The organism is Gordonia aichiensis NBRC 108223 (assembly GCF_000332975.1).
Taxonomy (GTDB): domain Bacteria; phylum Actinomycetota; class Actinomycetes; order Mycobacteriales; family Mycobacteriaceae; genus Gordonia; species Gordonia aichiensis.
In genome coordinates this window covers 119,030-144,970 of the sequence record NZ_BANR01000005.1, presented here as the reverse complement: position 1 = coordinate 144,970, position 25,941 = coordinate 119,030, and the positions used below count along the sequence as shown (strand labels likewise).

Annotated in this window: 29 protein-coding genes, 4 tRNA genes and 1 riboswitch; of the genes, 11 read left to right on the top strand and 22 right to left on the bottom strand. The window is 65.5% G+C overall.

From position 1 onward, the window contains the following. Positions 1-9 precede the first annotated feature (9 nt). From ruvB to ruvC, 3 genes are read right to left on the bottom strand one after another with little or no spacing between them, the layout of a single operon-like run. Positions 10-1,092, bottom strand: coding sequence for a Holliday junction branch migration DNA helicase RuvB (ruvB, locus tag GOACH_RS07980; RefSeq protein WP_005173125.1), 1,083 nt, complete (start codon positions 1,090-1,092; stop codon positions 10-12). After that, entirely contained in the window at positions 1,092-1,685 is a 594-nt protein-coding gene (gene ruvA, locus GOACH_RS07975) for a Holliday junction branch migration protein RuvA (protein ID WP_005173123.1), read from the bottom strand. The genes ruvB and ruvA overlap by 1 nt, the downstream gene beginning before the upstream one ends. Further along, the gene (gene ruvC / locus GOACH_RS07970) at positions 1,682-2,320 is read right to left on the bottom strand and encodes a crossover junction endodeoxyribonuclease RuvC (protein ID WP_040518099.1); all 639 of its coding nucleotides are present in this window, start codon (positions 2,318-2,320) and stop codon (positions 1,682-1,684) included. The genes ruvA and ruvC overlap by 4 nt, the downstream gene beginning before the upstream one ends. A gap of 94 nt (positions 2,321-2,414) precedes the next feature. Between ruvC and GOACH_RS07965 the strand changes: the two genes are divergently transcribed. Next, positions 2,415-2,927, top strand: a complete 513-nt coding sequence (locus GOACH_RS07965; RefSeq protein WP_005173117.1) for a nucleoside/nucleotide kinase family protein — start codon at positions 2,415-2,417, stop codon at positions 2,925-2,927. Positions 2,928-3,053: 126 nt separating this feature from the next. On the opposite strand, the gene GOACH_RS07960 is transcribed toward GOACH_RS07965, so the two are convergent. The 16 genes from GOACH_RS07960 to GOACH_RS07885 all read right to left on the bottom strand — a co-directional run bounded on the left by GOACH_RS07960 (position 3,054) and on the right by GOACH_RS07885 (position 18,590). Then, positions 3,054-3,806: a YebC/PmpR family DNA-binding transcriptional regulator gene (locus tag GOACH_RS07960; protein WP_005173114.1), complete on the bottom strand. Its 753-nt coding sequence runs from the start codon at positions 3,804-3,806 to the stop codon at positions 3,054-3,056. Between the two features lie 58 nt (positions 3,807-3,864). Then, complete coding sequence (pdxT, locus tag GOACH_RS07955) at positions 3,865-4,488, bottom strand: pyridoxal 5'-phosphate synthase glutaminase subunit PdxT (protein WP_005173111.1); 624 nt, start codon at positions 4,486-4,488, stop codon at positions 3,865-3,867. Then, complete coding sequence (locus GOACH_RS07950; protein WP_005173109.1) at positions 4,485-5,339, bottom strand: acyl-CoA thioesterase; 855 nt, start codon at positions 5,337-5,339, stop codon at positions 4,485-4,487. Before GOACH_RS07950 ends, pdxT begins: the two co-directional genes overlap by 4 nt. Positions 5,340-5,387: 48 nt before the next feature. Continuing rightward, the gene (locus GOACH_RS07945) at positions 5,388-5,909 is read right to left on the bottom strand and encodes a helix-turn-helix transcriptional regulator (protein WP_005173107.1); all 522 of its coding nucleotides are present in this window, start codon (positions 5,907-5,909) and stop codon (positions 5,388-5,390) included. A gap of 220 nt (positions 5,910-6,129) precedes the next feature. Continuing rightward, the gene (locus GOACH_RS07940; RefSeq protein WP_040518097.1) at positions 6,130-6,867 is read right to left on the bottom strand and encodes a hypothetical protein; all 738 of its coding nucleotides are present in this window, start codon (positions 6,865-6,867) and stop codon (positions 6,130-6,132) included. A 22-nt stretch (positions 6,868-6,889) separates the two neighbouring features. Continuing rightward, positions 6,890-7,780, bottom strand: coding sequence for a PP2C family protein-serine/threonine phosphatase (locus GOACH_RS07935; RefSeq protein WP_005173103.1), 891 nt, complete (start codon positions 7,778-7,780; stop codon positions 6,890-6,892). Between the two features lie 85 nt (positions 7,781-7,865). Next, positions 7,866-8,828: a pyridoxal 5'-phosphate synthase lyase subunit PdxS gene (gene pdxS / locus GOACH_RS07930; protein ID WP_005173102.1), complete on the bottom strand. Its 963-nt coding sequence runs from the start codon at positions 8,826-8,828 to the stop codon at positions 7,866-7,868. A gap of 107 nt (positions 8,829-8,935) precedes the next feature. Beyond that, positions 8,936-9,469 (bottom strand): LemA family protein, encoded by a 534-nt coding sequence (locus tag GOACH_RS07925; protein ID WP_005173100.1) that lies wholly within the window; start codon positions 9,467-9,469, stop codon positions 8,936-8,938. 82 nt (positions 9,470-9,551) lie between these two features. Next, the gene (locus GOACH_RS07920) at positions 9,552-10,676 is read right to left on the bottom strand and encodes a glycosyltransferase family 4 protein (RefSeq protein WP_040518041.1); all 1,125 of its coding nucleotides are present in this window, start codon (positions 10,674-10,676) and stop codon (positions 9,552-9,554) included. Then, complete coding sequence (locus tag GOACH_RS07915) at positions 10,673-11,593, bottom strand: phosphatidylinositol mannoside acyltransferase (protein WP_005173095.1); 921 nt, start codon at positions 11,591-11,593, stop codon at positions 10,673-10,675. The genes GOACH_RS07920 and GOACH_RS07915 overlap by 4 nt, the downstream gene beginning before the upstream one ends. Next, a complete protein-coding gene (gene pgsA / locus GOACH_RS07910; RefSeq protein WP_005173093.1) occupies positions 11,590-12,276 on the bottom strand; it encodes a phosphatidylinositol phosphate synthase in 687 nt (228 codons plus the stop codon). Before pgsA ends, GOACH_RS07915 begins: the two co-directional genes overlap by 4 nt. A gap of 85 nt (positions 12,277-12,361) precedes the next feature. After that, entirely contained in the window at positions 12,362-12,976 is a 615-nt protein-coding gene (locus GOACH_RS07905; RefSeq protein ID WP_040518094.1) for an ATP adenylyltransferase, read from the bottom strand. Further along, positions 12,969-15,026 (bottom strand): threonine--tRNA ligase, encoded by a 2,058-nt coding sequence (gene thrS, locus GOACH_RS07900; protein ID WP_005173088.1) that lies wholly within the window; start codon positions 15,024-15,026, stop codon positions 12,969-12,971. The genes GOACH_RS07905 and thrS overlap by 8 nt, the downstream gene beginning before the upstream one ends. A gap of 122 nt (positions 15,027-15,148) precedes the next feature. Continuing rightward, positions 15,149-15,562: a TIGR02611 family protein gene (locus GOACH_RS07895; RefSeq protein WP_005173086.1), complete on the bottom strand. Its 414-nt coding sequence runs from the start codon at positions 15,560-15,562 to the stop codon at positions 15,149-15,151. After that, positions 15,501-17,060, bottom strand: coding sequence for a glycosyltransferase 87 family protein (locus GOACH_RS07890; RefSeq protein ID WP_005173082.1), 1,560 nt, complete (start codon positions 17,058-17,060; stop codon positions 15,501-15,503). Before GOACH_RS07890 ends, GOACH_RS07895 begins: the two co-directional genes overlap by 62 nt. A 105-nt stretch (positions 17,061-17,165) precedes the next feature. Further along, the gene (locus GOACH_RS07885) at positions 17,166-18,590 is read right to left on the bottom strand and encodes a carboxylesterase/lipase family protein (protein ID WP_040518093.1); all 1,425 of its coding nucleotides are present in this window, start codon (positions 18,588-18,590) and stop codon (positions 17,166-17,168) included. Positions 18,591-18,846: 256 nt separating this feature from the next. On the opposite strand from GOACH_RS07885, the gene GOACH_RS07880 reads away from it, so the two are divergent. The 4 genes from GOACH_RS07880 (at position 18,847) to GOACH_RS07865 (ending at position 21,330) form a co-directional block, all read left to right on the top strand. Next, entirely contained in the window at positions 18,847-19,452 is a 606-nt protein-coding gene (locus GOACH_RS07880; protein WP_005173077.1) for a recombinase family protein, read from the top strand. Next, complete coding sequence (locus GOACH_RS07875; RefSeq protein WP_005173074.1) at positions 19,449-19,703, top strand: hypothetical protein; 255 nt, start codon at positions 19,449-19,451, stop codon at positions 19,701-19,703. The genes GOACH_RS07880 and GOACH_RS07875 overlap by 4 nt, the downstream gene beginning before the upstream one ends. Before the next feature lie 55 nt (positions 19,704-19,758). Continuing rightward, complete coding sequence (locus tag GOACH_RS07870; RefSeq protein WP_005173072.1) at positions 19,759-20,322, top strand: NADPH-dependent FMN reductase; 564 nt, start codon at positions 19,759-19,761, stop codon at positions 20,320-20,322. 414 nt (positions 20,323-20,736) lie between these two features. Further along, on the top strand, positions 20,737-21,330 hold the full coding sequence (locus GOACH_RS07865; RefSeq protein WP_040518037.1) for a mycothiol transferase: 594 nt from the start codon (positions 20,737-20,739) through the stop codon (positions 21,328-21,330). A gap of 7 nt (positions 21,331-21,337) precedes the next feature. Here the strand turns inward: GOACH_RS07865 and GOACH_RS07860 are convergent. After that, positions 21,338-21,412, bottom strand: a tRNA-Val gene (locus GOACH_RS07860). A gap of 233 nt (positions 21,413-21,645) precedes the next feature. On the opposite strand from GOACH_RS07860, the gene GOACH_RS07855 reads away from it, so the two are divergent. From GOACH_RS07855 to GOACH_RS07845, 3 genes are all read left to right on the top strand, one after another. Then, positions 21,646-21,718 (top strand) — tRNA-Gly (locus GOACH_RS07855). Positions 21,719-21,740: 22 nt separating this feature from the next. Continuing rightward, positions 21,741-21,814: transfer RNA gene (locus GOACH_RS07850), tRNA-Cys, on the top strand. A gap of 19 nt (positions 21,815-21,833) precedes the next feature. Further along, positions 21,834-21,908: transfer RNA gene (locus GOACH_RS07845), tRNA-Val, on the top strand. A 107-nt stretch (positions 21,909-22,015) separates the two neighbouring features. Here the strand turns inward: GOACH_RS07845 and GOACH_RS07840 are convergent. After that, positions 22,016-22,882, bottom strand: coding sequence for a Gfo/Idh/MocA family oxidoreductase (locus tag GOACH_RS07840; RefSeq protein WP_040518035.1), 867 nt, complete (start codon positions 22,880-22,882; stop codon positions 22,016-22,018). Between the two features lie 62 nt (positions 22,883-22,944). After that, a riboswitch (TPP riboswitch) is annotated at positions 22,945-23,041 on the top strand. Here GOACH_RS07840 and GOACH_RS07835 point away from each other — a divergent pair. The 3 genes from GOACH_RS07835 (at position 23,035) to GOACH_RS07825 (ending at position 24,832) form a co-directional block, all read left to right on the top strand. Further along, positions 23,035-23,808, top strand: coding sequence for a 3-oxoacyl-ACP reductase (locus tag GOACH_RS07835; RefSeq protein WP_005173069.1), 774 nt, complete (start codon positions 23,035-23,037; stop codon positions 23,806-23,808). Its footprint overlaps the riboswitch before it by 7 nt. Before the next feature lie 23 nt (positions 23,809-23,831). After that, the gene (locus GOACH_RS07830) at positions 23,832-24,044 is read left to right on the top strand and encodes a hypothetical protein (RefSeq protein ID WP_005173068.1); all 213 of its coding nucleotides are present in this window, start codon (positions 23,832-23,834) and stop codon (positions 24,042-24,044) included. A 152-nt stretch (positions 24,045-24,196) separates the two neighbouring features. Further along, positions 24,197-24,832 (top strand): GNAT family N-acetyltransferase, encoded by a 636-nt coding sequence (locus GOACH_RS07825; RefSeq protein WP_005173067.1) that lies wholly within the window; start codon positions 24,197-24,199, stop codon positions 24,830-24,832. Between the two features lie 15 nt (positions 24,833-24,847). On the opposite strand, the gene GOACH_RS07820 is transcribed toward GOACH_RS07825, so the two are convergent. Then, positions 24,848-25,828 carry an alpha/beta hydrolase gene (locus tag GOACH_RS07820; protein WP_005173066.1) on the bottom strand — a complete coding sequence of 327 codons (981 nt, stop codon included), beginning with the start codon at positions 25,826-25,828 and terminating at the stop codon, positions 24,848-24,850. Between the last annotated feature and the right edge of the window lie 113 nt (positions 25,829-25,941).

Sequence of the window (25,941 nt, the reverse complement as noted above, 5' to 3'; positions counted from 1 at the left end):
CCCGGACGCTCAGAGGTCGTCGAACAACGTCTCGCCGTCGATGTCGCGCGGGCGAACACCGAATGTGGCGTTGAGCGCGCCCGCCGGTGGCGTCAGTCCGAGATGGTGCCACGCCGCGGCAGTCGCCACACGCCCCCGCGGCGTGCGCGCGACCATGCCCGCGCGCACGAGGAAGGGCTCGCACACCTCTTCGACCGTTGCGGGTTCTTCTCCCACGGCGACCGCCAACGTCGACACACCCACTGGACCACCACCGAACGCCCTGATCAATGCGTTGAGCACGGCGCGGTCGAGTCTGTCGAAGCCGAGTTCGTCGACGTCGTACACAGCCAAAGCGGCGCGCGCGATGTCGACGGTCACGACGCCGTCACCGCGGACCTCCGCGTAGTCGCGCACACGCCGCAACAAACGGTTCGCGATTCGCGGAGTGCCTCTCGAACGGCTTGCGATCTCCGACGCCGCGTCGCCGCCGAGGTCAATACCGAGAATGCCCGCCGATCGGCGCAGGACCCGCACCAACTCGTCGGTTTCGTAGAACTCCATGTGGGCGGTGAAGCCGAACCTGTCGCGGAGCGGACCGGTCAGCGAGCCCGACCTCGTCGTAGCGCCGACCAGTGTGAAGGGCGCCACGTCGAGCGGGATCGACGTGGCGCCGGGCCCCTTGCCCACGACGACGTCGACACGGAAGTCCTCCATCGCGAGGTAGAGCATCTCCTCGGCAGGGCGTGCGATGCGGTGGATCTCGTCGATGAACAACACGTCACCCTCGACAAGATTCGACAGCATGGCCGCGAGGTCGCCCGCCCGCTCGAGCGCCGGACCCGACGTCACCCTGATCGCAGCACCCATCTCGGCCGCGATGATCATTGCCAATGAGGTCTTCCCGAGTCCCGGCGGCCCGGACAACAGAATGTGGTCGGGTGTCCCTCCCCGTCCACGCGCACCGTGCAGCACCAACTCGAGTTGTTCACACACGCGGGGTTGGCCGATGAAGTCGGCCAGCGACCGCGGGCGCAGACCCGCATCGAGGTCGCCGTCGGACCGTACCGGGGTCGCGTTGACCTCACGCTCGGCCTGCTCGTCGGAATCCATCACGACTTCCCCAGCACTGCAAGGGATTTCCGCAGCACGGTCGATGCGTCCGCATCGGGCGCGTCGGCCAGTACCGCCGCCACCGCCTTCTCCGCGGGCGCCGCGGTGAAGCCGAGACCGACGAGGGCCTCCGTCACCTGATCACGCACTTCACCGCTCGCCACGACGGCTCCCGACGGACCCTCCCCCGTCGGACGGTCGACCTTGTCCCGAAGCTCGACGACAAGCCGTTCGGCGACCCGTTTGCCGATCCCGGGCACCGTCGTCAGTGCCTTGACATCGGAATCGGCGAGTGCCCCGCGCAGCGCCTCGGGTTCGAGAACCGCGAGCGTGGCCATCGCCAGGCGCGGCCCGACCCCCGTGACGGTCTGCAGCAGCGCGAACAACGATCTGGCATCCGGTTCGGTGAAGCCATAGAGCGTCATCGAGTCCTCGCGCACGATCATCGAGGTCAGAAGCGTCGACTCCTCACCCCGCCGCATGCGTGACAGCGTCGAGGGGGTGGCGAGGACGCGGTACCCGACGCCGGCGCAATCGATGACCACGTGGTCGAGCGCGACGTCGACGACCGGCCCACGGACCGAAGCGATCATGCGCCCCTCCTCTCCCCCGCAGTTGCTGCCGCGGTGCGATCCGGCGCAGCACCTCCCGCGCTGCGATTCGGCGCGGCACGCTCGCGCGCGGCGGCGATCTTCTCGCGATGGCGAGCCGCTGCGTCCTCCGCCTGCCGCTGCGCCGCCATCATGCGCTCGGCCATCGGACCCCGCCAACAATGGCAGATCGCGAGGGCCAGCGCGTCTGCGGCATCGGCCGGACGTGGTGTGGTCTGCATACCGAGAATTCGTGTGACCATAGCGGTGACCTGTGCTTTGTCGGCGCGCCCGCTTCCGGTCACGGCTGCCTTGACCTCCGAGGGCGTGTGGAACCGTACCGGGACGTCGCGCTGACCGGCAGCCAGCGCGATGACACCACCGGCCTGCGCCGTACCCATCGCGGTGGACACCTGGTTCTGCGCGAACACCCGCTCGATCGCGACGACATCGGGTTGATGCGTATCGAGCCACTGGCAGGCCGCGGTGTACACGGCGAGGAGTCGTCGCTCGAGGTCCATGTCGGTCGGTGTACGCACCACGTCGACGTCGAGTGCGGTCACCTGACGACCCGCGCCTGACTCGACGAGAGCGATTCCACATCGCGTCAGTCCTGGGTCGACGCCCATCACTCGCACACGCACTCCCTCGGATCACGGCGAACAGTTGTTCGAGATGTTACCGACGGTCTCTGACATCGCGAGGGACCGACACGGCGTAAGACTGGAGTCGATGACGCGATTCGAACCGATCACGCCCACCGGCCTGGTGGACCTGTGCGTACAGCGCTGCGCCGAACTGTCGCGGACCGCCGTTGTCGGGGTCGACGGTGCGCCCGCCGCCGCTCCGGAGTCGTTCGCGTCCGAGATCGTCGACGGCCTGCGCGCACGCGGCCGGGCAGCGGCGGTCGTGCGCACGGCCGACTACCTGCGCCCGGCGTCGCTGCGACTGGAGTACGGCAGATCGGATCCCCAGTCCTACCGAGACAACTGGTTCGACTTCTCCGCCATCACCCGCGAGGTGATCGTCGCTGTCCGCACGGAGCGGCAATGGCTCCCGAGGTTGTGGGACCCATTGCGCGACAGATCATTTCGCGATCAGCGCGAGAACGCGACGAATGGTCAGATCATTGTCGTCGCCGGCCCCATGCTGCGAACCCACGCGCTCGACCTCGAACTCGTGATCAGCCTGGAGATGTCCGAAGGTGCACTGCGACGCCGCACCCCGACGACGAGCAGTGGATGATCCGCCCTCTGCTCGACGACGCCGCACAGGCCCGACCTGCCGACCTCGAGGTCCGCTATGACCATCCCGACCGGCCCGCGCTGGCTCGTCGCGACGGCGGCCCGGGATGATCAACCACTGGCCCGGTCAGGCGTCGAGCTCCGCCAGTACATCGTCGCTGACGTCGACGTTGCTGTAGACGTTCTGGACGTCATCGCAATCCTCGAGAGCATCAATGAGCTTGAACACCTTACGAGCGCCCTCGGCATCGACCGGTACCTCGACGGACGCACGGAAATCGGCTTCCGCCGAGTCGTAGTCGATACCCGCGTCGACCAGCGCGGTACGGACCGCGACCAGGTCGGTTGGCTCGCTGACCACCTCGAACGAGTCGCCGAGATCGTTGACCTCCTCGGCGCCTGCGTCGAGAACAGCCATCAGGACGTCGTCCTCGGACTGACCGTTCTTCTCCAGCGTGACCACGCCACGGCGGGTGAAGAGGTACGCCACCGAACCCGGGTCTGCCATGTTGCCGCCGTTGCGTGTCATGGCGGTGCGGACCTCGCCCGCCGCACGGTTGCGATTGTCGGTGAGGCACTCGATGAGGATCGCCACACCGTTGGGGCCGTAGCCCTCGTAGGTGATGGTCTGCCAGTCGGCGCCGCCCGCTTCCTCACCACCGCCGCGCTTGCGGGCGCGCTCGATGTTGTCATTGGGTACCGAGCTCTTCTTGGCCTTCTGAATCGCGTCATACAGCGTCGGGTTACCCGCGGGGTCGCCACCCCCGGTACGTGCCGCGACCTCGATGTTCTTGATCAGCTTTGCGAACATCTTGCCGCGCTTGGCGTCGATGACCGCCTTCTTGTGCTTGGTGGTCGCCCATTTGGAATGGCCGCTCATACGCTCTTCCGATCCTTTCGCGTGCCCGCGGCGTCGTTGCCACGCACGGTGTCGTTCGTCATTCGATCTTAGCGGCGACCATGTCGACGAAGTATTGGTGCACTCGTCGATCACCTGTCACCTCGGGGTGAAATGACGTCGCGAGGACGTCGCCCTGACGTACTGCGACGATCCGCCCTTGGGCCGGGCCGTCGGGCACCCGCGCCAGAACCTGGACGCCCTCGCCCGCTCCCTCGACCCAGGGTGCGCGGATGAACACCGCACGCATCGGGGTCCCGCCGGTGATCCCGTCGACCTCCAGGTCTGTCTCGAAGGATTCGACCTGACGGCCAAACGCGTTGCGCCGCACGGTGATGTCGAGGGCATCGAGATGCCGTGCGTCGGGGCGGGTGTCGAGGATGTCGGACGCGAGCATGATCATGCCCGCGCACGAACCATAGGCAGGCATCCCCTCGGCCAGGCGCGCCCGTAGCGGCTCGTAGAGGTCGAACACTCCGAGAAGTCTGCTCATGGTCGTGGACTCGCCGCCGGGAATGATCAGCCCGTCGACGGCGTCGAGTTCGTCGCGGCGGCGGACACCGATCGGCGTCGCGCCCGCCGCGGCCACCGCGGCGAGGTGTTCACGCACGTCACCCTGCAGTGCAAGGACTCCGACGCGCGGGGGCCTGGTGGCCGCGCTCACTTCTCGTGCCGCGCGTGCTGATCTGCCGGCATCGGTCGACCCGTTCGGCTCAAGCCCTCCTGGGTGACGGCGGCGACCAGACGTCCGGCACGATCGAAGATGCGACCTTGGGTCAGCGCACGCCCCGCACCGGCCGACGGCGAGGTCTGGTCGTACAGGAGCCACTCGTCGGCGCGAAACGGTCGCATGAACCACATGGCGTGGTCGAGGGAGGCCGCCTGCGGCTCGATTCCCGGATGGGGCACCTTCGACGACCCGAGCAGCGTCATATCGCTCATGTACGCCAACGTGCACACATGGATGGTCTGGTCGTCGGGCAGTCGGTGCCGGTATCTGAACCAGACGCGCTGCTGGGCGGCGAAGTACTCGTTGGTCACCATCTCGTCGCGCGGAACGACACGCAGATCGAAGTTCTGCCACTCCTTGAACACCGCGTGGTCGTCGTCGGAGAGATTCTCCGAACGGTCGGGCAACGATTCGGGATCGGGAGCAGGCGGCATCCGGTCCTGGTGTTCGATTCCCTCGTCGCCATGCACGTGGAACGACGCCGACATGGTGAAGATCGCCTCCCCGTTCTGGATGCCCGTGACCCGACGCGTACAGAACGAACGTCCGTCACGGATGCGGTCGACGAGGAACACCGCCGGGATGTCGGGGTTACCCGGCCGCAGGAAATAGCCGTGCAGTGAATGGACCGTATAGGCGTCGTCGACGGTGCGAGTGGCCGAGACGAGGGCCTGGCCGGCGACCTGGCCGCCGAACGTGCGCTGGAGAAAGCTCTCGAACGCCCCGCCGCGGTAGATGTCCTTCTCGATCCGCTCGACCTGGAGGATCTCTTCGATGTCAGCCACGAGAGACAGTATCCCGCATGGTCGGGTGGGAGCCGACCATGGCCGGGGTCAGAGTTCGTCGAGTTCGACGATCCCGTCCTGAACCGCCCGCGCGACGAGGCCGGCCTTGGTAGGGGCGGGACGACCGATCTCGGCGTACTTGGCACGGATTCGTGTGAGGTGTGTGTTGACGGTGCCCAGCGAGATGTAGAGGGCTTCCGCGGTGGCGGGCTTCGTGTCGACCATCAACCAGGTCCGCAGCACCTCGATCTCCCGGGGCGTCAACTGCGGCTTCGGCAGGTCGCTACGGACCTTCCGGGCCTCCGCCGCCGATGTCTGCGGCTCGTCGAGCGTCGAACCGATCTCCGGGAGCAGATGCATGTGGCGTCCGCCGCGGCCACCGGAGAGCGAGGCTGCCGGTTGCGGTCCACCGCCCACAGCGACCGCTCCAGCGGGTGCGGGCAGTGGCATCCGACGCGCAGCGAGCCGGGCGAGAGCCTCCCGGCGGCGCGCCGCCGACTCCGCGCGACGTCGTTCGGCGTATGCGTCGAGTTGCACAGCGGGAGTGCGGGGTGCGGTAGGTGCGGTCATGTCGGCATCTCCTCGGTCATCGCTGGCGCCGCATCGGTCACATTCCGTGTCGGCTCGGTCATTCGCGAAACTCAATTTCCGCGTGCAGATGACGTTATGAGCGCTCGACTCCCCCGTCGATGGGGAGAACTCCCCTCCCGATGGGGAGTTCTCCCCATCCGACGCCGCAGAGCGCGTGTGGTGGCCTGAGATCACGTGCCCACTTGCGGGCCGCACGTGCTCAGGAAGAGGCGTTGCGAGCGGCTTCTGCGTCGATGAGGGGCAGGTCGGTGCGGGTCACGATCCGCGATGCCACCGCGTACTCAACCAGTTTCGCGCGGCGGTTGGTTGCGAGTTTTCCGCCGCCCGCACGCATTCCGCTGACGCCGAGCTGGTCGAGCTTGTCGCAGACGTTGTCGAGCTTGCGGTTGAACTTCGTCAATGACCAGCCCAGTCGGGCCGCGGCCTGAGCAGAGGTCGGTATCGCACTGGCCCCCGTGCCGTCACGACGCAGGATCTCCTCTGCGAGCACCACGATGAGCAGCTTCTGACTCTCGGTCAACATCGGGACGCCCTGGGTGATCTGGCCACCGACCACCTCGGGTTGAGTCACGGCGTCGACCTGCGGCGTCACCGTGTGGACATCGACCTCGTAGGTCGTCGGACCCGCCGAGAACACGATCGTGGTGTGTCCGAACACGAGCGGCATCCGTGCGCCGGGTCCGAGCACGGCCGAGAATCCGACATCACCCGCAGAGACGCTCGCAGACAGATGTGCGCCCCGGTTACTCAACCACCACAAGCCATTCACGTTGTGCAGCAACAAGAATCGACGGTGAAGGTACGGGTTGTCGTCGATCGACAGATCCGCCTCCCGCCCGATCCAGAACCGACGACCCGCCAGGATTCCATAGCGCTCGCCGCAGTAGTCGACGAAGGCGCGCTCTGACTGAACCTGCGGAGCCTGCCCGGAGGTCATCGGCGGGTGCACCACACCGCGGTCACGTCGCCGTCTCGTTCTGCGCGATCACGCTGTGCCCACCCGAGTCAGCATCTCCCGCGTCGCTCTCTACGGAGTCAGCTTCTGCGGGGTCAGCCGCTACGGACTCGTCGTTGCGCACGGCTACGACGATGACGGTCACGTTGTCGTGCGCGCCGACGAACAGCGCGGCGTCAACGAGGCTCGCCGCAGCATCCTCGGCGGAATCGGAGCCCGCGAGAATGTCGGCGATCTCGGCATCGGGCAGCTCACCGGTCAGACCGTCGGAGCAGATGAGCAGCACGTCTCCGGGGAGTGCCGGCGTGCTGAAATAGTCGGCGTCCGGCTCGGCCATCCCCGCGCCGAGTGCCCTGGTGATCACGTTGCGTCGCGGGTCTATCCGAGCCTGCTCGGCAGTGATCACACCGGCGTCGACGAACTCCTGGACCTGGGAGTGATCGCGGGTGAGCAATTGCAGCGTCCCGTTCTGATATCGGTACGTCCGCGAATCGCCGATGTTGAGGATCAGCCAGTGCAAGACGTCGTCGTCGATGACGAGTACAGCGCCGGTGACCGTGGTGCCTGCTCGTCGCTCGGAGAACCCATCGATACTGCCGATGCGTTGCTGCGCGTCGTCGAGCAGTTGGTCAAGCGCCGCCCGGGTGCCGACGAGTTCGGCAGCGGGCTCCACCTCCGCCAGGGTCAGCAGCGCGGCCTCACTGGCCAACTCGCCGCTTTCGTGACCACCCATGCCGTCTGCCAGCAGGTACCTTCCGGGCAGCACGAGCGCAGCGTCCTCATTGGCGTCACGGACACGTCCGACGTCGCTGTACACCGACCAGTCGAGTCGCAGATCTCCGACGATGTCGCTACCGGTCAGCGACGAATCACGGACGATGCTCACCGAGTCCATAATCAGCAGATCCTACCGGCGGAGCGACCCCGCGCGAGTGACGTACCCGCCGTCGGCGCGCGCGTGTCCATGTCGTCGATGTCGGCTACCAGCCGCGCTCGGCGAGGCGGTGCGGCGCGGGGATGTCGTCGACGTTGATGCCGACCATCGCCTCACCGAGTCCGCGGGACACCTTCGCGAGCACGTCCGGATCGTCATAGAACGTCGTCGCCTGCACGATCGCGGCGGCACGTTGCGCCGGATTGCCGGACTTGAAGATGCCGGACCCCACGAACACACCTTCTGCGCCGAGCTGCATCATCATCGCGGCATCCGCAGGAGTCGCGATACCACCGGCGGTGAACAGGGTCACCGGCAGCTTGCCCGCAGTGGCGACCTCGACGACGAGATCATATGGAGCCTGCAATTCCTTTGCTGCAACGTACAATTCATCCTTCGGCAGCGACGTGAGGCGTCGGATCTCGTCGCGGATCTTGCGCATGTGAGTTGTCGCGTTGGACACGTCACCGGTACCCGCCTCCCCTTTGGAGCGGATCATCGCTGCCCCCTCGGTGATGCGACGAAGCGCTTCGCCGAGGTTGGTGGCGCCGCACACGAACGGCACCGTGAACGCGAACTTGTCGATGTGGTTGGCGTAGTCCGCAGGGGTCAGTACCTCCGACTCGTCGATGTAGTCGACGCCGAGGCTCTGCAGGATCTGCGCTTCGACGAAGTGCCCGATACGCGCCTTGGCCATCACGGGGATGCTGACGGTGTTGATGATGCCGTCGATCATGTCGGGATCGCTCATCCGCGACACCCCGCCCTGAGCGCGGATATCGGCGGGGACGCGCTCGAGCGCCATCACCGCGACCGCACCCGCGTCCTCGGCGATCTTGGCCTGCTCAGGTGTGACCACGTCCATGATCACGCCGCCCTTGAGCATCTCGGCCATGCCGCGCTTGACGCGTGCGGTGCCGTGTCCCGGCTGCGAGTCAGCAGCGGCGTGCCCGTTGACCGACGAAGTTGCGTCCGTCGCGGGATTCTCCCCTGACTGGATTCGACTCACTGATGTCTCCTGAATTCACGTTCACTGCCCATAGGCGATCCACTGGGCTCTCAACCGTCAAGGATAGGCGACACACGTTCGCGTCCCCGCCGCAGGTTCGCCGCTTGTCAGCGGGATTCGTCCGGTGCCACCCGCTCGGAGATCTCGAAATACGCGGGTGGCGCTGCCGTACCGCCGAGCCTCAACCATCGGACGGGCCGACGGATGGCCAGCGCCCGCGTGTCACGGACGGCATCGTTGTAGAAGCGCCGTGCCATCATCACCCGAGTCTCCGCGTCGGCGAGCTCGATCGACAGCGATGCGGGACGGGCACCGTTGTCGGTGCGGGCCAGTGCCGCCGACACGTCGTTCTCGGCCTCCTCACGCAGATCAGGAGTCGCCCGCTCGGCACGATCGGCCACGGCTGCCAACCTCGCGGCCGCCTCCCGGTCTCGCTCATCGGCCGACGTCTCCATCCACGCCGCGATCGCACGCGCGACGACACTACGACGCTCGAGTGCTGACTCGAGGGACCGACGGGCCAGATCGACGCGCACGTTGAGGCGGTCGAGACGGTTGGCCGTCTTGTACGCCCACGCCGCCGCCACGACGACGAGAACCACCGCCACGAGAACGATCGACGCGACGGTGCCCGAGACCATGATCCCGGAGAACCTCACGGCGTCAGCCAGACTCGACGTCGACGAGAAGTGTTGGTGTGATGCAGCATTCATGTCGGTCCACTCAGTCCGATACCACGACAGGACCCGCGTCGACGGTGACCGTCTCGTACACGCGCAGTATCTGATCGGCCACCCTCGACCAGTCGTACTTTGCGGCCCTCGCCCGACCGGCCTCGACGAGGTCGGCCCGCGCGTCGTCGTCGGAGAGCAGCGCGATCACGGAGTCGGCGAGTTCGTCAGCTGCGCCGACGGCCACGAGCTTTCCCGCACGGCCGTCGTCGAGAACCCGTCGGAAGGCGTCGAGTTTGCTCGCCACCACCGCGGCACCGGCAGCCATGGCCTCCACCAGCACGATTCCGAAGCTCTCCCCGCCGAGATTGGGGGCGACGTAGACGTCTGCGGACGCCAGTGCCCGCGCCTTGGTCTCGTCGTCGGCCTGTCCGAGCAGCACCAGGTGGTCGGCGAGCGCGCCCGCACGACGTCGCAGCGCTCGCTCGTTGCCGCCGCCGACGACGAGCACACGCACGTCGGGAAAGCTCTCGACGATCGTGGGCAATGCGCGCATCAGGATGTCGATGCCCTTACGCGGCTCGTCGAAGCGTCCGAGGAACAGGACCGACCGACCGGGATGCGGGTAGCCGGGCAACGGCGGGGAATCGGCGAATCCTGCACAATTGATGCCGTTGGGGATCTCGACGGCGTCGGAACCCAGCGACTCCATCTGCCACCGGCGCGCGAGTTCGGATACAGCGATCTTGCCCGCGATCCGTTCATGATACGGCCGCAAGATACCCTGAAATGTCTTCAACCACAACGATTTCGACGTCGAGGTGTGAAACGTCGTGACGATCGGTCCGAGCGCGACCATCAACGCCAACATCGACAGACTCGGCGAATTCGGTTCGTGGACGTGCAACACGTCGAACTCGCTCTCGGCGATCCAGCGGCGCAATGTGAGATAGCCGCGCGGACTGAAGCACACCCGCGACACCGAGCCGTTGTAGGGCAACGCCAACGCCGGGCCCGCGGACACCACGTAGTCGGGCAGGGTGGTGTCGTCGGCGGCAGGCGCGAGGACACTCACGGTGTGACCGCGGTCGATGAACACCTCGGCGAGTTCGACAACGTGCGCCTGCACACCGCCCGGGACGTCGAACGAGTACGGGCAGACCATCCCGATCTTCATTCGGCGCTCTCGATCCGCGCTCGACGATCCGCCGACCAGTCGGCCTCCCAGAGAGGCTGCAGCATGTGCCAATCGGCCGGATGCGCCGCGATATTGACGGCGAAGTCGTCGGCCATCGCCTGCGTGGCCTCCTGGACGCCTGCCGACACATCGATCTCCTCGCCGACGATGATCTTCGAGCGACCGTCGGGGAGAAATGAATGATGGACCGGTAGCAACGGCGCACCGGTCTCGATGGACAGGCGCGCCGGCCCTGCGGGCATGCGGGTGGGTTCCCCGAAGAACGTCACGGGTACCCCGTGCCGGCTGAGGTCACGTTCGGCGAGCAGACACACCACCGAGCCCTGCCTGAGACGATCCGCAAGTAAACCGAAGGGGGGCTGCTCTCCGCCGGTCAGCGGGAAGATCTCGAACCCGAGGCTCTCGCGGTAGGCGACGAACTGGTCGAACAGCGATTCCGGCTCGAGGCGTTCGGCGACGGTCGAGAACCGCCTGCCGAGGTGATTGATGAGCCACACGCCCGCCATGTCCCAGTTGCCACTGTGCGGCAACGCAAAAAGCAGACCCTTGCCCTCGCGGTAGAGCGCGTCGAATCGTTCGACGTCGGCGTGGTCGAGATGCACCGACTCGGCGGCTGCCGAGAAGTCCATCGCAGGTAGACGAAACGCCTCGTACCAGTACCGGGCGTAGGACCGCATCGCGTCGGCGACGAGGTCGTCGGGTACGTCCTGGGGTCCTGGGACTCCGATCACCCGCGCGAGATTGCGCCGCAACTGCTGGGGGCCACCGTTGCGGCGCCCGACCAGCCCGCCTGCACCCTCGAATGCCGCTCTCCCCCAACGATCGGGCATCAGCCGCACGCCAGCCCAGCCGGCCCTGTAGCCCAGGTCGGTCAAATAGCCGCCGAGGCGGCTCATCGTCGATCGCTGCCGGCGTCGGGCCCGGATTCGGCGTCGGCAGAGTCCGTCTCGGCAGGGGCGGCGAGCGGGATGAGATCGCGGGCGCCCGGTGAGCGGGAAATCGACCACATGCGTTGGCCGACGGTGATCACGCTGCCCACTGCGAGAACCCACATCGCCACATGGATCGCCCACCACAGGCCAAGGCCGGTGAACCCGGCGCCGACGAGCACGATGATCAGCCGGTCCGGACGCTCGATGAGGCCGCCGTCACCGTAGAGTCCAGCGGCCTCCGCACGCGCCTTCGCATACGAGATCACTTGGGAGGTCACCAAACAGATCATGGTGGCGACGAACAACCACTGGTGCGGGACGGTCCACGCACACCACCACGCAAGACCGGCGAAGATCGCACCGTCGGCGATGCGGTCGCAGGTGGCGTCGAGCACAGCCCCGAACCTTGTGCCGCCGCCCCGCGCCCGAGCCATCGCGCCGTCGAGCATGTCGAACATCACGAACAGCCAGATGACCATCGTGCCCCAGAACAGATGGCCCATCGGGAACAAGGTGACCGCCGCAGCGACCGTGGCCACCGTCCCGATCACCGTCATCGCATCAGGTGTCAGCCCGGTGCGCAGCAACGCGCGTCCGAGCGGCAGCGTCACCTTCGACACCGACGCCCGGCCTCGAATGCTCAGCACCGCACCGCTCCTTCCCGACCATCCGATTCTGTCTGCGCGCCGCGGCAGCACGGTCGCGCGTTGATCCGGCCCCGTAATGCGTTTCTCACGCGTCGAGTTGTTTCCACGCATCCGACAGCAGCGCACGGGTATCGCGCAGCAACTGTGGCATGACCTTCGTCTCGCCGACAACCGTGATGAAGTTCGCGTCGCCGATCCACCGCGGCACGATGTGTTGGTGGATGTGCTCCGACAATGATCCGCCTGCCGCGTAGCCGAGGTTCAGGCCGACGTTGAACGCGTTCGGATTCGACACCCTCTTGATGGTGCGAATCATGCGTTGGGTGAACGTCATCAGTTCGGCGGACTCGTCCGCGGTGAGCGCCTCGAGGTCGGCTACCTGCCGATACGGCACGATCATGGTGTGACCCGGGTTGTAGGGGTACAGATTGAGCACCGCGTAGACGTGCTCGCCGCGCGCCACGATCAAACCGTCCTCATCGGTCATCGTCGGGATGTCGAGGAACGGGTGACCGGTCAGCTCGGAACCGTCGGCCGCCTTCTTCACGACCGGAGGGTCGGCCGTGATGTAGGTCATCCGATGCGGACTCCACAGTCGCTGGAGACGATCGGGGTCGCCGGTGCCGCAATCGCGGATCTGACCGGCGTGAGCACCGCCGGTCGGGGCCCCACCGCTCGACTCGTTGTCGGCGTCAGGCATGTCCGGCACCTTCGATCAGCTCCTTGGTCGGAGACTCGTTGCGGCGAGCCGATACCCACTCGTCGATCAGCCGCACCGCGTCGGCGACGGGCACCCCGTTGACCTGGGAGCCGTCACGGAAACGGAAACTGACCGCGCCCGCTTCGACGTCGCGCTCACCCGCGAGCAGCATGAACGGTACCTTGCCCGTGGTGTGCGTGCGGATCTTCTTCTGCATGCGGTCGTCGGAGTAGTCGACCTCGGCGCGAATCCCCTTGGCCTTCAGCTGATCCACGACGCCCTGCAGGTGGTCGACGAACGCCTCGGCCACCGGGATTCCGACGACCTGCACCGGTGACAGCCACGCAGGGAAAGCACCCGCGTAGTGCTCGGTCAGCACACCGAAGAACCGCTCGATCGAGCCGAACAGCGCGCGATGGATCATCACGGGCCGATGCTTGGCGCCATCCGGGCCCGTGTACTCGAGGTTGAAACGCTCGGGAAGGTTGAAGTCGAGCTGGATCGTCGACATCTGCCAGGTCCGCCCCAGGGCATCCTTGACCTGCACCGAGATCTTTGGACCGTAGAACGCGGCTCCGCCTGGATCCGGGACCAGGTCGAGCCCGCTTTCGCCGGCAACCTCTGCGAGTGTGTTGGTTGCGATCTCCCAGCTCTCGTCGTCGCCGACCGACTTCTTCGGGTCCCTCGTCGACAACTCGAGGTAGAAGTCGTCGAGACCGTAGTCACGCAGCAGGTCGAGCACGAAGGTCAGTAGCGAGCGGAGCTCGTCGCGCATCTGCTCACGGGTGCAGTAGATGTGCGCGTCGTCCTGGGTGAAGCCCCGCGCGCGCGTCAGCCCGTGGATGACGCCCGACTTCTCGTAGCGGTAGACGGTGCCGAACTCGAAGAGACGCAACGGAAGCTCGCGATAAGAGCGACCGCGCGAGTCGAAGATGAGGTTGTGCATCGGGCAGTTCATCGGCTTCAGGTAGTAGTCCTGCGCCGGCTTGCGCACCGAGCCGTCGTCGTTGAACTCGGCGTCGAGTTGCATCGGCGGGTACATACCGTCGGCGTACCAATCGAGGTGCCCCGACACTTCGAACAGATTGCTCTTGGTGATGTGCGGGGTGTTGACGAACTGGTAGCCCGCGGCGATGTGTCGCTTGCGCGAGTAGTCCTCCATCTCGGTGCGGATGATGCCGCCCTTGGGATGGAACACGGGCAGTCCCGAGCCGATCTCGTCGGGAAAGCTGAACAGGTCCAGCTCCGCACCGAGACGTCGATGGTCGCGCTTCTCAGCCTCCGCGAGCATCTCGAGGTAGGCGTCCTGTGCTTCCGACGACTCCCACGCCGTGCCGTAGATGCGCTGGAGGTCGGCGTTGTCCTGATCACCTCGCCAATACGCTGCCGAGCTGCGGGTGAGTTTGAATGCCGCGATGTACTTGGTGGTCGGCACATGTGGTCCGCGACACAGATCGCACCAGATCACCTCGCCGGTACGCGGATTGAGGTTGTCGTAGGCGGTCAGTTCGGCGCCGCCGACCTCCATGACCTCACTGTCGTCGGCCGCGCCCTTGTCGTCGATGAGTTCGAGCTTGTACGGCTCCTTCGCGAGTTGCATCCGTGCCTCGTCCTTGGACGCATACACGCGTCGGGAGAATTTCTGGCCCGACTTGATGATCTGCTTCATCTTCTTCTCGAGTGCGGCCAGGTTCTCGGGGGTGAAGGGCTCGGCGACGTCGAAGTCGTAGTAGAAGCCGTCCTTGATCGGGGGGCCGATGCCGAGCTTGGCGTCGGGGAACAGGTCTTGAACGGCTTGGGCCAGCACGTGCGCGGTGGAGTGTCGGATGACACTGCGCCCAGCTTCGGTGTTCGCCGCGACCGGTTCGACGTCGGTGTCGAGGTCCGGAGCCCACGACAGGTCGCGCAACTGACCCGCGGCATCGCGAACGACCACGACGGCCTCAGGCCCCTTGTTGGGCAGGTCATGCTCCCGCAGCGCCGTGCCCGCGGTGGTCCCGGCCGGCACACGGATCGTGGCTGGGCTGGTCACCATTGCGTTGTCGGGCACGTCATCGCTCCTCGTGTGAATTGGTCTGCAGCCTCTCGAATGTGGGGCCGCCTGGGTTGCCCTTGAATCGTATCCGCGTGCGCGAACGCCGTGGGCACCGCGTCCCGGCTTCTGACCTGCGCCTAGAGAATGGGGCTCTGCGCCCAGTCCGCGTCGACGCCGAACCATCCGCCCACCGTGCCGAACACGCCCAGGACCCACAGCGAGGCGAGCACGACCACACACGTGGCGAGTCCGAATACCCCCTGCACCGACCAGTGGCGCTGCTTCATCCAGTCGAGCCAGGCGTCGTACTTGCTGCGCGCGAACCGTAGAAGCCGTTGCGCCCAGGAGAACTCCGATGCCAGAATGCCGAGCCCGAGGAAGACGATCAACCAGCCCGGACCCGGGTATGGGATGGCGACGATCCCGCCCGCGAGCACGAGGGCACCCACCACGCCGACGACGATGCGGTAGGTCAGGTTCAGCCGCGCGTCACGCCGGATGACGTATCTGCGCTGACGACTCCAAATCCGTACTTGTTGCCAGGTCGGCACGCCGTGCTCCACTCTCCGCAGGTGCTGTGCCCGGGACAGAGCGGCTCTCCACGCCGGACGACGACTCGATTGTTTCAGGGTACGTAGGCGAATCGGGCTCGGCGGCAACCGTCGACGAGGTCGAGGATTCGATTGCCTCGTTCAGGTCGTCGGCTCTCCGCGCGCGGAACTCGGCCGCGAGCGTCACGATGATCGTCAACAAGAGGATCAGTGGGTAGCAGCCGGAGTAGAGGATCACCGCGATACGGTCGAGCACCCCGGGGTCGGGATAGCGCGGCATCATGAACAAGCCGATCGCAATGATGTGGTCGGCGCGATAGTGGGGGCCGCTTCCGAAGTAGTTCCACCAGTAGGAGAACGAAAGCGCACAGATCGCCAGCGGCGCGAGCCATCGCCACCAGTACCGGCGACCGTTGAGGCTACCGCGATAGGCGAAATCGAAGGCAACGACCAGGAGCGGCACCACCCATACCCAGTGGTGTCCCCAGGAGAACGGTGAGACCGTCGCCGCCGTCATTCCCGCGATGCTGACCGACAGCAGTCGCCGCCCACGGCGATAGGACACCACTGCCGCCCACAGGCCGAGTATCGCCGCGACGAGCGCCACCGGCACCCATAGCCAATCAGGCGCAGAGAACAGCGGCCCGCCGGGTGCCGGATGCGAGAACCTTCGAATGTCGAAATAGGCCAACATCTGCGCCATGAAGCCGTTCACCGACTGGTTCGCAGGCGAGTCCACGCGTCCGATGCGCGACTCGCCCGTCATATATGTCGTCCAGTATTGGTGCGCGTCGGCGCCGATGACGAGATAGCCAACCGCGACAGTGACTCCGAAGGCCACGACCGCCATCGCCGCGGCACGCCACCGACGCAGAACGAGTAGATACACGACGAAGAACGCCGGAGTCAGTTTCAGCCCTGCCGCGATCCCGACGCCGATCCCCCTCAACCTCGACCGCGGATGCAAGAGGTCGAGAAAGACCAGGTCGAGCAGGATGAGGAACATCAGAAAGACGTTGATCTGCCCCAGCCAGATCGTCGTGCGGACCGGCTCCAGCACCGTGACGCACACCGCTGCGCAGGCCGCGAATACGGCAAGCCTCCGGTCGGCGCGGTAGCCGAGCGTGCGCATGCCGAGATACACCGTCAGCACCAGGGCCGCGAAGATCGCCGCCCACCACACGATCTTCGCTATCAGGGCGGTCATCAGAGCGAACACGGTGAACACCACCGCCGAGAACGGTGGGTATGTGAAGCTCAGACGACCCGAGACCGGAAACTCATAGAGCGGCTTGCCGTCGAGTACGACCTGACCACCCGCGCGATAGACAAACAGGTCGGTGGCGTTGTCGAACAGCCCGTAGAAGCGGGCGTCGATCGGTATCACGAAGATGTGAAACGCGATCGCCAGTAGTGCGAGCGCGCCGACGACAGCGACGGGCTTCCAGCCGAGCACCAGCGGCGACGCTCGTCGCGCGAGGGTGACGCTCTCCGACATGCAGACACCGTAACGAACTCTTGCCGCAGGTCAGAAACCGAATCGCCGAACGCGACGAATGTCTGCTTTCGACCAGCGGATTACGTACCCACGTGAAGCCGCGCGTCAGTCGAAGAGTCGCGCACGATCTCTACTACGGCCCGGCATCCAACCCGGATCGCCGCTCGTTGCAAAGTCCACCCACGCACGATGCATTGCGTCCGCGATCCGCTGATCCGGCTCGGGGCCGACAAGTGCATGTGCCCGGTCGAGATGGTCGAAGACAAAGGGAATCTCCACGGCATGCCCAGCCCTGATGTCGGCTTGGGGACTGCGGTATCCGAACTCGTACAGGTACGTCGATCCTGCCGTGCGCGACGCGGCGATCGCTGCTGTCGGGTCAGCGAACGCGCGCGCGGTGAGAATTTCTGCGAGCACATCGCCCGCGCTTTTGCCTGAATCGAGTCCGGCGCGCAGGTGATCGACGCCGCCCTCGACCCGGCCGAGGACAGCCGCGGCCCCCTGTTCTGTGACTGCGTCGGCCCCACCGGAGGCGACGAGGAAGAAGCGGAACTCGTCGGCATTCCACCCGGCCATCAGCGGCACGTCGGCACCTGCGCCCGAAGCTATCGCCTCCTGCGGGACGGCCGTGAGCACCTCGCCGTCGACCACGGGGAACTGGCTCATGATGCCCATCCCCTGAGTAACGGTTGTCTCGCCCCACACCGCCGGGTCCGGGTTGACCATGATCTCGAGAGCCAACTGGGACTGCGCGCCGATCAATGCATCGGGATCAACAGCGGCGAAGACCTCCGCATACGCGTCGACGCCGAGGATCTCCGCCAGTCGGTCGGTCACCTTTCGCGCATCGTGGACATCGCCCGCCGCGTTGCCGTTGCCACTCTGCATGATCGCGCGTCGGAACCGGCCCCGCGCCAATGGCGACGCCAGCAACGACGCAACGCTCATCGCACCCGCCGATTCGCCGAACACCGTCACGTTGTCAGGGTCACCGCCGAATCTCGCGATGTTGTCCTGTACCCAGTCGAGCGCCGCGATCTGATCGCGCAATCCCCTGTTCTCGACGCCTCCGCGCACCGACGCGAAACCGGCAGTGCCCAGTCGGTAGTTGATGCCGACGCAGACCACGCCGTCGCGGGCGAACGTGTCGCCGGCGTAGATGGACAGCCTGTTGGAGCCGCGTGTGAATGCGCCGCCGTGGATCCACACCATCACGGGCAGCCCACCCGCTCCGGGGTCAGGGGTCCACACGTTGAGGTTCAGATAGTCGTCGCCGAGCTCGATCACGTTGTCGAGCAACGCCGCGATCGGCGCCGGGTAGGACACCTGCGGCGCAGTCGGGCCGTACTCGATGGCCGGGCGCACATCGGCCCACGCAGCGACGGGGCGGGGCGCGTCGAACGCTGCGTAGCCGACGGGCGGGGCTGCGTAGGGGATGCCGAGAAACGCCGCCACTCCTCCGGTCACGCAACCGGCGACAGGGCCGCAGGTGGTCGTCACGACGGGGGTCTTCGGATGAGATCTCGTCATGCTCGCGGACAGTACGCCGACACTGCGGACGAGCGAGCCCGATCGTGCGGATACGTGCGACACGATTCTCATAACTTCATACGATCGTCTCGTAATCATACTTTTGCGACACTCAACTGGTGTGTACGCGGTCCAACACTAGTGCGAATCAAGTCGCTAAAGTAGGCCTCTCGGACGCGATGCCCGCATTCCTACATCTCGAAACGCCGCACTCGATATCTCAGATTTCCGCGTGTTTTGAGATACGTTGGAACCCATGACCGCGACACCTCCGCCGCTCTCGCCCCACATGCTGCTCGGGTATGCGCGGGCGAGCGCGATGGCGCCTCCACTCGAAGCGCAGGTCGATTCCCTCGCGGCGCTGGGTGTGGAGCGTCGTCGGATTTACACCGACGTGGCCGCAGCCGGAAGCGTTGTCGCACAACGACCGGGTTTCGACGCCCTTCTCGACTACGCACGTCCGGGCGACCTGCTGATCGTCGTCAGCATGGATCGCCTGGGGCGCTCGCTCGACGAAGTGATGTCGACGGTCCGCACACTGACCGACCACGACGTCGGAATCCACGCCGTCCGCGAAGGACTGAGCACTCACGACGATGCCGGCTCAACACTCGTGGGCGTCCTGGCTTCGCTCGCGGTGGTCAATGAGGAAGCGGGTGCGTCCACCCCTCGTGCGCGTGCCCCCGGCGACCGACATCGAACCGGCCATCTCGGACGCCCTCGAGCTCTTACCGATGAACAAGTCGAACTGGCGCGGAGGCTTCGCGACAACGGCGATTCCGTCCCGACGATCGCCGCCGTCCTCGGCGTCAGCCGCGCCACTCTGTACCGCACCCTCGCAGAAAAGAGATCCACCAGATGACCAGTGGCCGAATCGTCGCATTCCCGTCGGCACCGTCCCAGCCGCCGATCGTCGATGACACGCTCGACGAAGAGGCGTTCCAACGCGGATTCGACGACGCGACAACGTATCTCGCCACCATGCCGGCCGCTTGGGCTCGTCACCACGCGTCGTCGGCACTCGCATCCGGCGACGTACCCGACATCGCGCAGAGCTATGAACGTGGCTACCGGGCCGCGCTCTACGGCTTCGTACGGCAGTCGCGGCGCTGACTACGATCGATGGCGCACACGCCGCGCACAACATCTGAACAGGGAAGAAGCTCACATGACCAAGCTCATGATCATTCTCGGTAGTGTCCGCGAGGGCCGTATCGGTGGTCCGATCGCCGAATGGGTCAAGGCTGCGGCCGATGCCGATGACCGCTATGAGGTGGACTTCGTCGACCTGGCCGAACTCAACCTTCCGTTCATGGACGAGCCGAACCATCCTCGACTCAAGAACTACGTGAAGGATCACACGAAGGCCTGGAGCGCCCGGGTCGAGGCAGCGGACGGATTTCTCTTCGTGTTCCCCGAGTACAACTACAGCTACTCCCCCGCCATCAAGAACGCACTCGACTACCTGCACAGCGAGTGGGACCGCAAGCCGGTGGGCTTCGTCAACTGGGGTGGAAATTCGGCGGGTACCCGTGCCCAGGTCGCACTACGGATCGTCGTGTCGGCCCTGGGTATGGTGATGACCAAGGGCAACGTCGAGATCAACTTCCCGCAGAAGCAGTTGACCGACGACGGCGTCTTCGAGCCCAGCGAGCAGCAGAGTGCGGTGGTCAAGGCTCAACTCGACGAGATCGTGAAGCTATCGGCTGCGCTGGCACCGCTGCGCGGATGATGTGAGGCGTCGTCGGGGCGGAGCAAACCCTCCCTGCATTCGTCGACGCGCCGACGGACCCGCCGACGGCGAGCGCGGCAGAAACTCGGGGAAGGAACCCTTCCCCGAGTTTTCGGCCCTTCCCCGCGCAACTACCCGCGGAAACGCGCACAACCCGCGAAAAGAAGCTTCCTCCTACTTTTTTGAGGCCCGGGCCGGCCGACCCGCCGACGGACGAGCACCGCCAACATCACGACGCGCGACGCCGCGCATTCACTCGAGCTCACGAACGGTTCACCGCAGCCGCTCGCGGACACCGAGCAGGTAGACGCGGAACACCGCAGCGGAAACCAGCATCGATGGCGGACCGAAACTGACCGCAATCGTTGAGAGGCTCGTCAGAAGTTCAAACAACTCTTGATGGGAGCCCTCTCAATGTACCTACCGCAGCGCGACGACGAAGTGACCGGGATCGCCAACTACGTCGACCAGCAACTTGATGCGATTCGAGCAGCGGTTTTGGGGCTGACCGAGACACAGCTACGCGAAACCCCTTGCAGGAGTGCGCTTTCAGTCGGCGGAGTGATCAAACATGTGCTCGACGGCATGCTCGGGGCAGTCGCCCGCCTCGCCGGCACGGTCGTCGCGCCCGTCGTCGACGATGCGGGAATCGCCCGATACCTCGCCGCATTCGTGGTCGGTCAGGACGAGTCCGTCGACGATCTGCTCCGCGACTTCGACGCCGCGCGCGTGCAGCTGCGGACCGCGATCCTGGCCAGCGATCCGGACAGGGACGTCGTTGCCCCGCCATCGCCGTGGTACGGGCAGTTCGACGCCCAGCCGATTCGACTGCGCTACTTCCTTGTTCACCTGATCGAGGAGTACGCCCGCCACGCCGGCCACACGGACATCATCAGGGAGCAGATCGACGGGATGTCGGTTCCAGCGCTCGTGATGACCATCGAGGAGGGGCCTGCCAACCAGTTCTTCACGCCCTACGAGCCCACGCCGGGGACGATCGGGGCCTAACGACACTTGGTGGTCCCGGCTGGGATCGAACCAGCGACCTCCCCGGTGTGAACGGGACGCTCTTCCACTGAGCCACGGGACCGCGCGCGACGCCGCGAGGCGTCGGTGCACGAGGGCAAAGACTACACGGATCGACGCCGGTAACCCAAATCGCGACTGGGCGCGCACTTCGGGGGCCATCCGCAACCGAGCACCTGGGACGTTCTCACTTTGCAACGCGATGACCAGGCGATTTGGCATAACTGTGTCCGTCGGATAATGTTCTGCATCGCATCGCGAGCAACAAATGGTCCACAAGATCTGCTCGCGAAGCATGCGGATGTAGCGCAGCTGGTAGCGCATCACCTTGCCAAGGTGAGGGTCGCGGGTTCGAATCCCGTCATCCGCTCGGCGCGAGTCGACTCGCATCTGGTGGTGTGGCCGAGTGGTGAGGCAACGGCCTGCAAAGCCGTGTACACGGGTTCGATTCCCGTCGCCACCTCCAAACCACCAATTTCATACCCGCGCGATTAGCTCAGTGGGAGAGCGCTTCCCTGACACGGAAGAGGTCACTGGTTCAATCCCAGTATCGCGCACCATGAGATCCCGCTGTTCGCAGCGGGATCTTTTCGTTTCGCGCCAGGTTCCAGTTGTGTGGGATGCAGGGGTACAAAAATGCCCCCGAGGATCCCACGCAACACCGGATCTACCCCCTTCGGATGGCTTCGACACTGCGCTGCGCAATGACTGCCTCATCCACAGACGCGGGGCGCAAACCATTCGGCCGGCCCGCGAGCTGGTCAAGGAAGCTGAGCAATGCCGTTCGGGCGTCTGGGCCGGATGCCTCGACGACGAGGTCGTCGTCCACCCGCAGAGTTTCGTCGTCGACCCGATAGAGGCGACCGACATCATCACGCGCTGCCACATGGAATCCGAATGCGACTTCTGCAGACACCTCGACATGGACCTCCGCAGCTCCGACATGCAGCAAGGCTCGCCCACCGCTGTCACTCAATCCATCAGCGGCTGAATAGAACTCAGTGTCAATCACCTCCACTCCCGTGTTCGGCCAGATGAGATCAATGAGGTGAGTCAGGTGTATCCCAAGATCGACAAACGATCCCGATCCTCCGCTGCGGGGATCGACCATCCACGACGCGTCGCCGTCGAACACGCCACGACGTCTGCCGTCGTGTCCGAAGGTGAACGAGGCACTCACAGGGGGCGCGGCAAGGAGCTCCAGGAATCGCGCCACGGCAGGCACGTGGTGTAAGAAGAAGCCTGTCGCCGTCGGCACGTCCCGCAGCGTTGCCGCAACGACCAGAGCCTCGTCCTCAGTGCATCCCAACGGCTTTTCGATGAAGCATGCGACGTGAGCACTCGCCACCTCGCGCGCCTGGCGCAGGTGAGCAGTGGTGTTTCCGTTGAGGATCACTGCGTCGACGGAGGCGAGACAGTGCGGTGTCTGGTCAGCGGACACGATGTCGACCATCCCTACGGCGGGATGTGCGTCAAGAGCAGCGAGATGGTCGCTGACGTGGGCGTGGGTACCACCCCATAAAAGAACTCGCACGTCTTCACGCTACGAGTTCTGTGCGGTGCTTGCGTTCGCCACCTGAGTGCGATCTGATTGCCACAACTGACACGGGGTGCCGACACGAGGTCGGCTGAGATCACACCCGCAGAACCTGCTCCAGTTAGCACTGGCGAAGGGATGGTCCGAAAATGGCTGCAGCGCTACCACTTTCCGAGCACGTCGTCGTTATCACCGGAGCCGGCCGAGGTTTGGGCGCGGCCATCGCACGTGCCGCCTCCGCCGAGGGCTCCCGAGTGGTGATCAATTACCGGAACAGCGCCGCCGCGGCGCTGGCACTCGCCGACGAACTCGGGGATCGCGCGTTCGCCGTGCGCGCAGACGTCACCGATCCCGCAGCCGTACGCGCCATGGTCGACGAAACGAGAGCGTACTTCGGCTCGCCGATCACCGCGGTCGTCAACAACGCGCTGCCCGATTACTCGTTCAACGGCGACGCCCGCTCCACCGCCGACACCATCACGACCACTGAACTCGACGCACAGTTCCGTGGGATCGTCGGCGGCGCGCTCACCGTCACGCAGTCCGTTCTCTCCGGCATGCGGGAAGCAGGCATCGGGCGCATAGTCAACATCGGGACAAATCTCGTGCAGAACCCGGTCGTCCCGTACCACGACTACACCGCGGCCAAGGCGGCACTTCTGGCGTTGACACGCACCATGGCCGCCGACCTCGGGCCCGACAACATCACCGTCAACATGGTCTCGGGCGGACTCCTGCGCACCACGGACGCGAGTTCAGCCACACCGCCCGAGATCTTCGACGCGATCGCAGCGTCGACCCCGCTGCGCTCGGTCACGACTCCCCAGGAGTTCGCCGAGGCGACACTGTTCTTCCTGTCGCCGTGGGCGCGTGCGGTCACCGGCCAGAACCTGGTGGTCGACGGCGGCCTCGTCATGAACTGACCGATCGCAGGCATACTGCGACCATGAACATCGACTACCGCGCGGGAAGTTTCACCGTCTTCGACGCCGCAGGCAACGGCACGAGATTCGACGGCGACAGCCACAAGTGGGAGATCACCGACGGCATGCTCATCGTCAACTCGACGGCCACCACCGGCGATACCGGGGCGATGGCCTATGAGGTCACTGAACTGCAGGAAGTTTTCGCGGGGTCGTGGCGCCTGCAGATCGAGTGACGAGCCGGTCGCCACGGGTGCCGATTGCGCCACCAATCGCCCCGGCATCCGAGAACTACACTGATATGCATGAATACTCATGTGAATGCGCCCGCCTGTGACAACCCCGACTGCACCTGCGGTCCCTCGTGTCAGTGCGGCGAGAACTGCACATGCGGGAAGAAGTAGCGTCGACGACGTCGACGTGCTCGGAGGACGTCGGATCAGCTGCCACGAGGTCGGATGCGGACCGTGCGACACGCCAGGTCGTCGTCGACCTCGTCACCGAGCCTTCGCAGGCTCCCGACGTGGCTGCTGTTGCGGCAGCGACCTTTCCGCTGGCCTGTCCCCCGCATTCGGCACCCGACGACATCGCCGCGTACATCCGAACGAGCCTCGGCGTGCAGTCCTTCGCCGACCACATCGCCAGCGAGCAGAGCGACGTTCTCGTGGCTCGCACCGAGGAGGGCGCGGTCGTCGGCTATTCGCTGGTGCACCACCGACCGCCCACCGCGCCGGACGTGGCCGCTGTGATCACCGAGCGAGCATCGTCGGAGATCTCGAAGATGTACGTGGTGCCCGACCATCACGCCCGCGGGCGCACCGACCCTCCCGCGCATCTGCTGATGCGCGCCGCGATCGAAGCCGCCCGCGCTCACGGGAGTGTGGTCGTCTGGCTTGGCGTGAACCAGGAAAACGTTCGCGCACAACGGTTCTACACCAAGATGGGATTCCGGCGCGCCGGCGTCAAGACGTTTGATCTCAATGGCAGGATCGAGCACGATTTCATCTTCAGTCGACGATTGTGACCCGCCGATCTACGGTCAACCCGCCCGAACGTCGAGCGCCTTGGCGATCGTCGGCCACGCATGGTGCAGGTCCTCGTTCCAGTATCCCCACGAGTGGAGTCCCTGCCGGAAGTTGTAGGTGATCTTCACTCCCGCACGGTCGGCCTTCTGCTTGAACGCCTCGGTACAACGCAGGGCCGCGCTCTCGAGCGCGCCACCCACCGGCGAGGCGATGCCCTTCACGCCGAGCGAGAGATCAGGCAGGCCGTTGCCGACCGCGACGTAGATCGACTTTCCGCGCAGCGCGCCGATGTGCGCTGCCGGGTCGTGCGCGGCCCACAATGAGCTGGTGATGGGCCCCCACATGTTGTTCGGGTTTCCACCGCGCGTCTCGACGGTCGCAGCCGTTGCACGCCGGAAGTCGGGAGTTCCCTGATCGAGACATCCGCTGAATGCAGCCACCCCCGAATACATTTCGGGATTGCGGACCGCTATCGACATTGCACCCAGCGCACCCATCGACAACCCACCGATCGCGTTGACGCCATTGGTGGCAAACCGTTGTGCGATCAGCGGCGGGAGCTCTTTGGTCAGGAAGGTCTCCCACCGATTGTTCTTGAGCACCGGATCGCTTGAGCGCCAATCGGTGTAGTACGAGCCGGTCCCGCCGATCGGAAGGACGACGTAGACCTGCTTGTCGGCCATGAACTTCTCGATGTCGGTCTGATATGTCCAACCGCTCTGGGTGTAATTGGTGTACACGCCCCCGTCGATCCCGTCGAGGAGGTACAGCGTCGGACTCGGCGTCGACCGATCACGCGGCAACAGCACGCTGACGGTGATCCGCCTCTTCATAGCTGCCGAGTAGGTGGTCACCTGGGCGCGCGTGGCGCTCGACATACTCACTGCCTCGATGCGCGAGGCGTCGGACGCGCCCGCGGGCGCCGCGGATGCCGGCGCCGATACTGCTGTTCCCAGAAAGAGTGCTGCAACACAGGCAGCAACCGTCATCACCATTCGCACGCTTGGCCCCCCAGGGTCGGATTATGCGAGCCGCTGGCGCACCTCGCTCACGAGAGCGCAGAACCCCGTCCCCCGACACGTCTGCGCTACTGGGGAGTAAGTAAAGC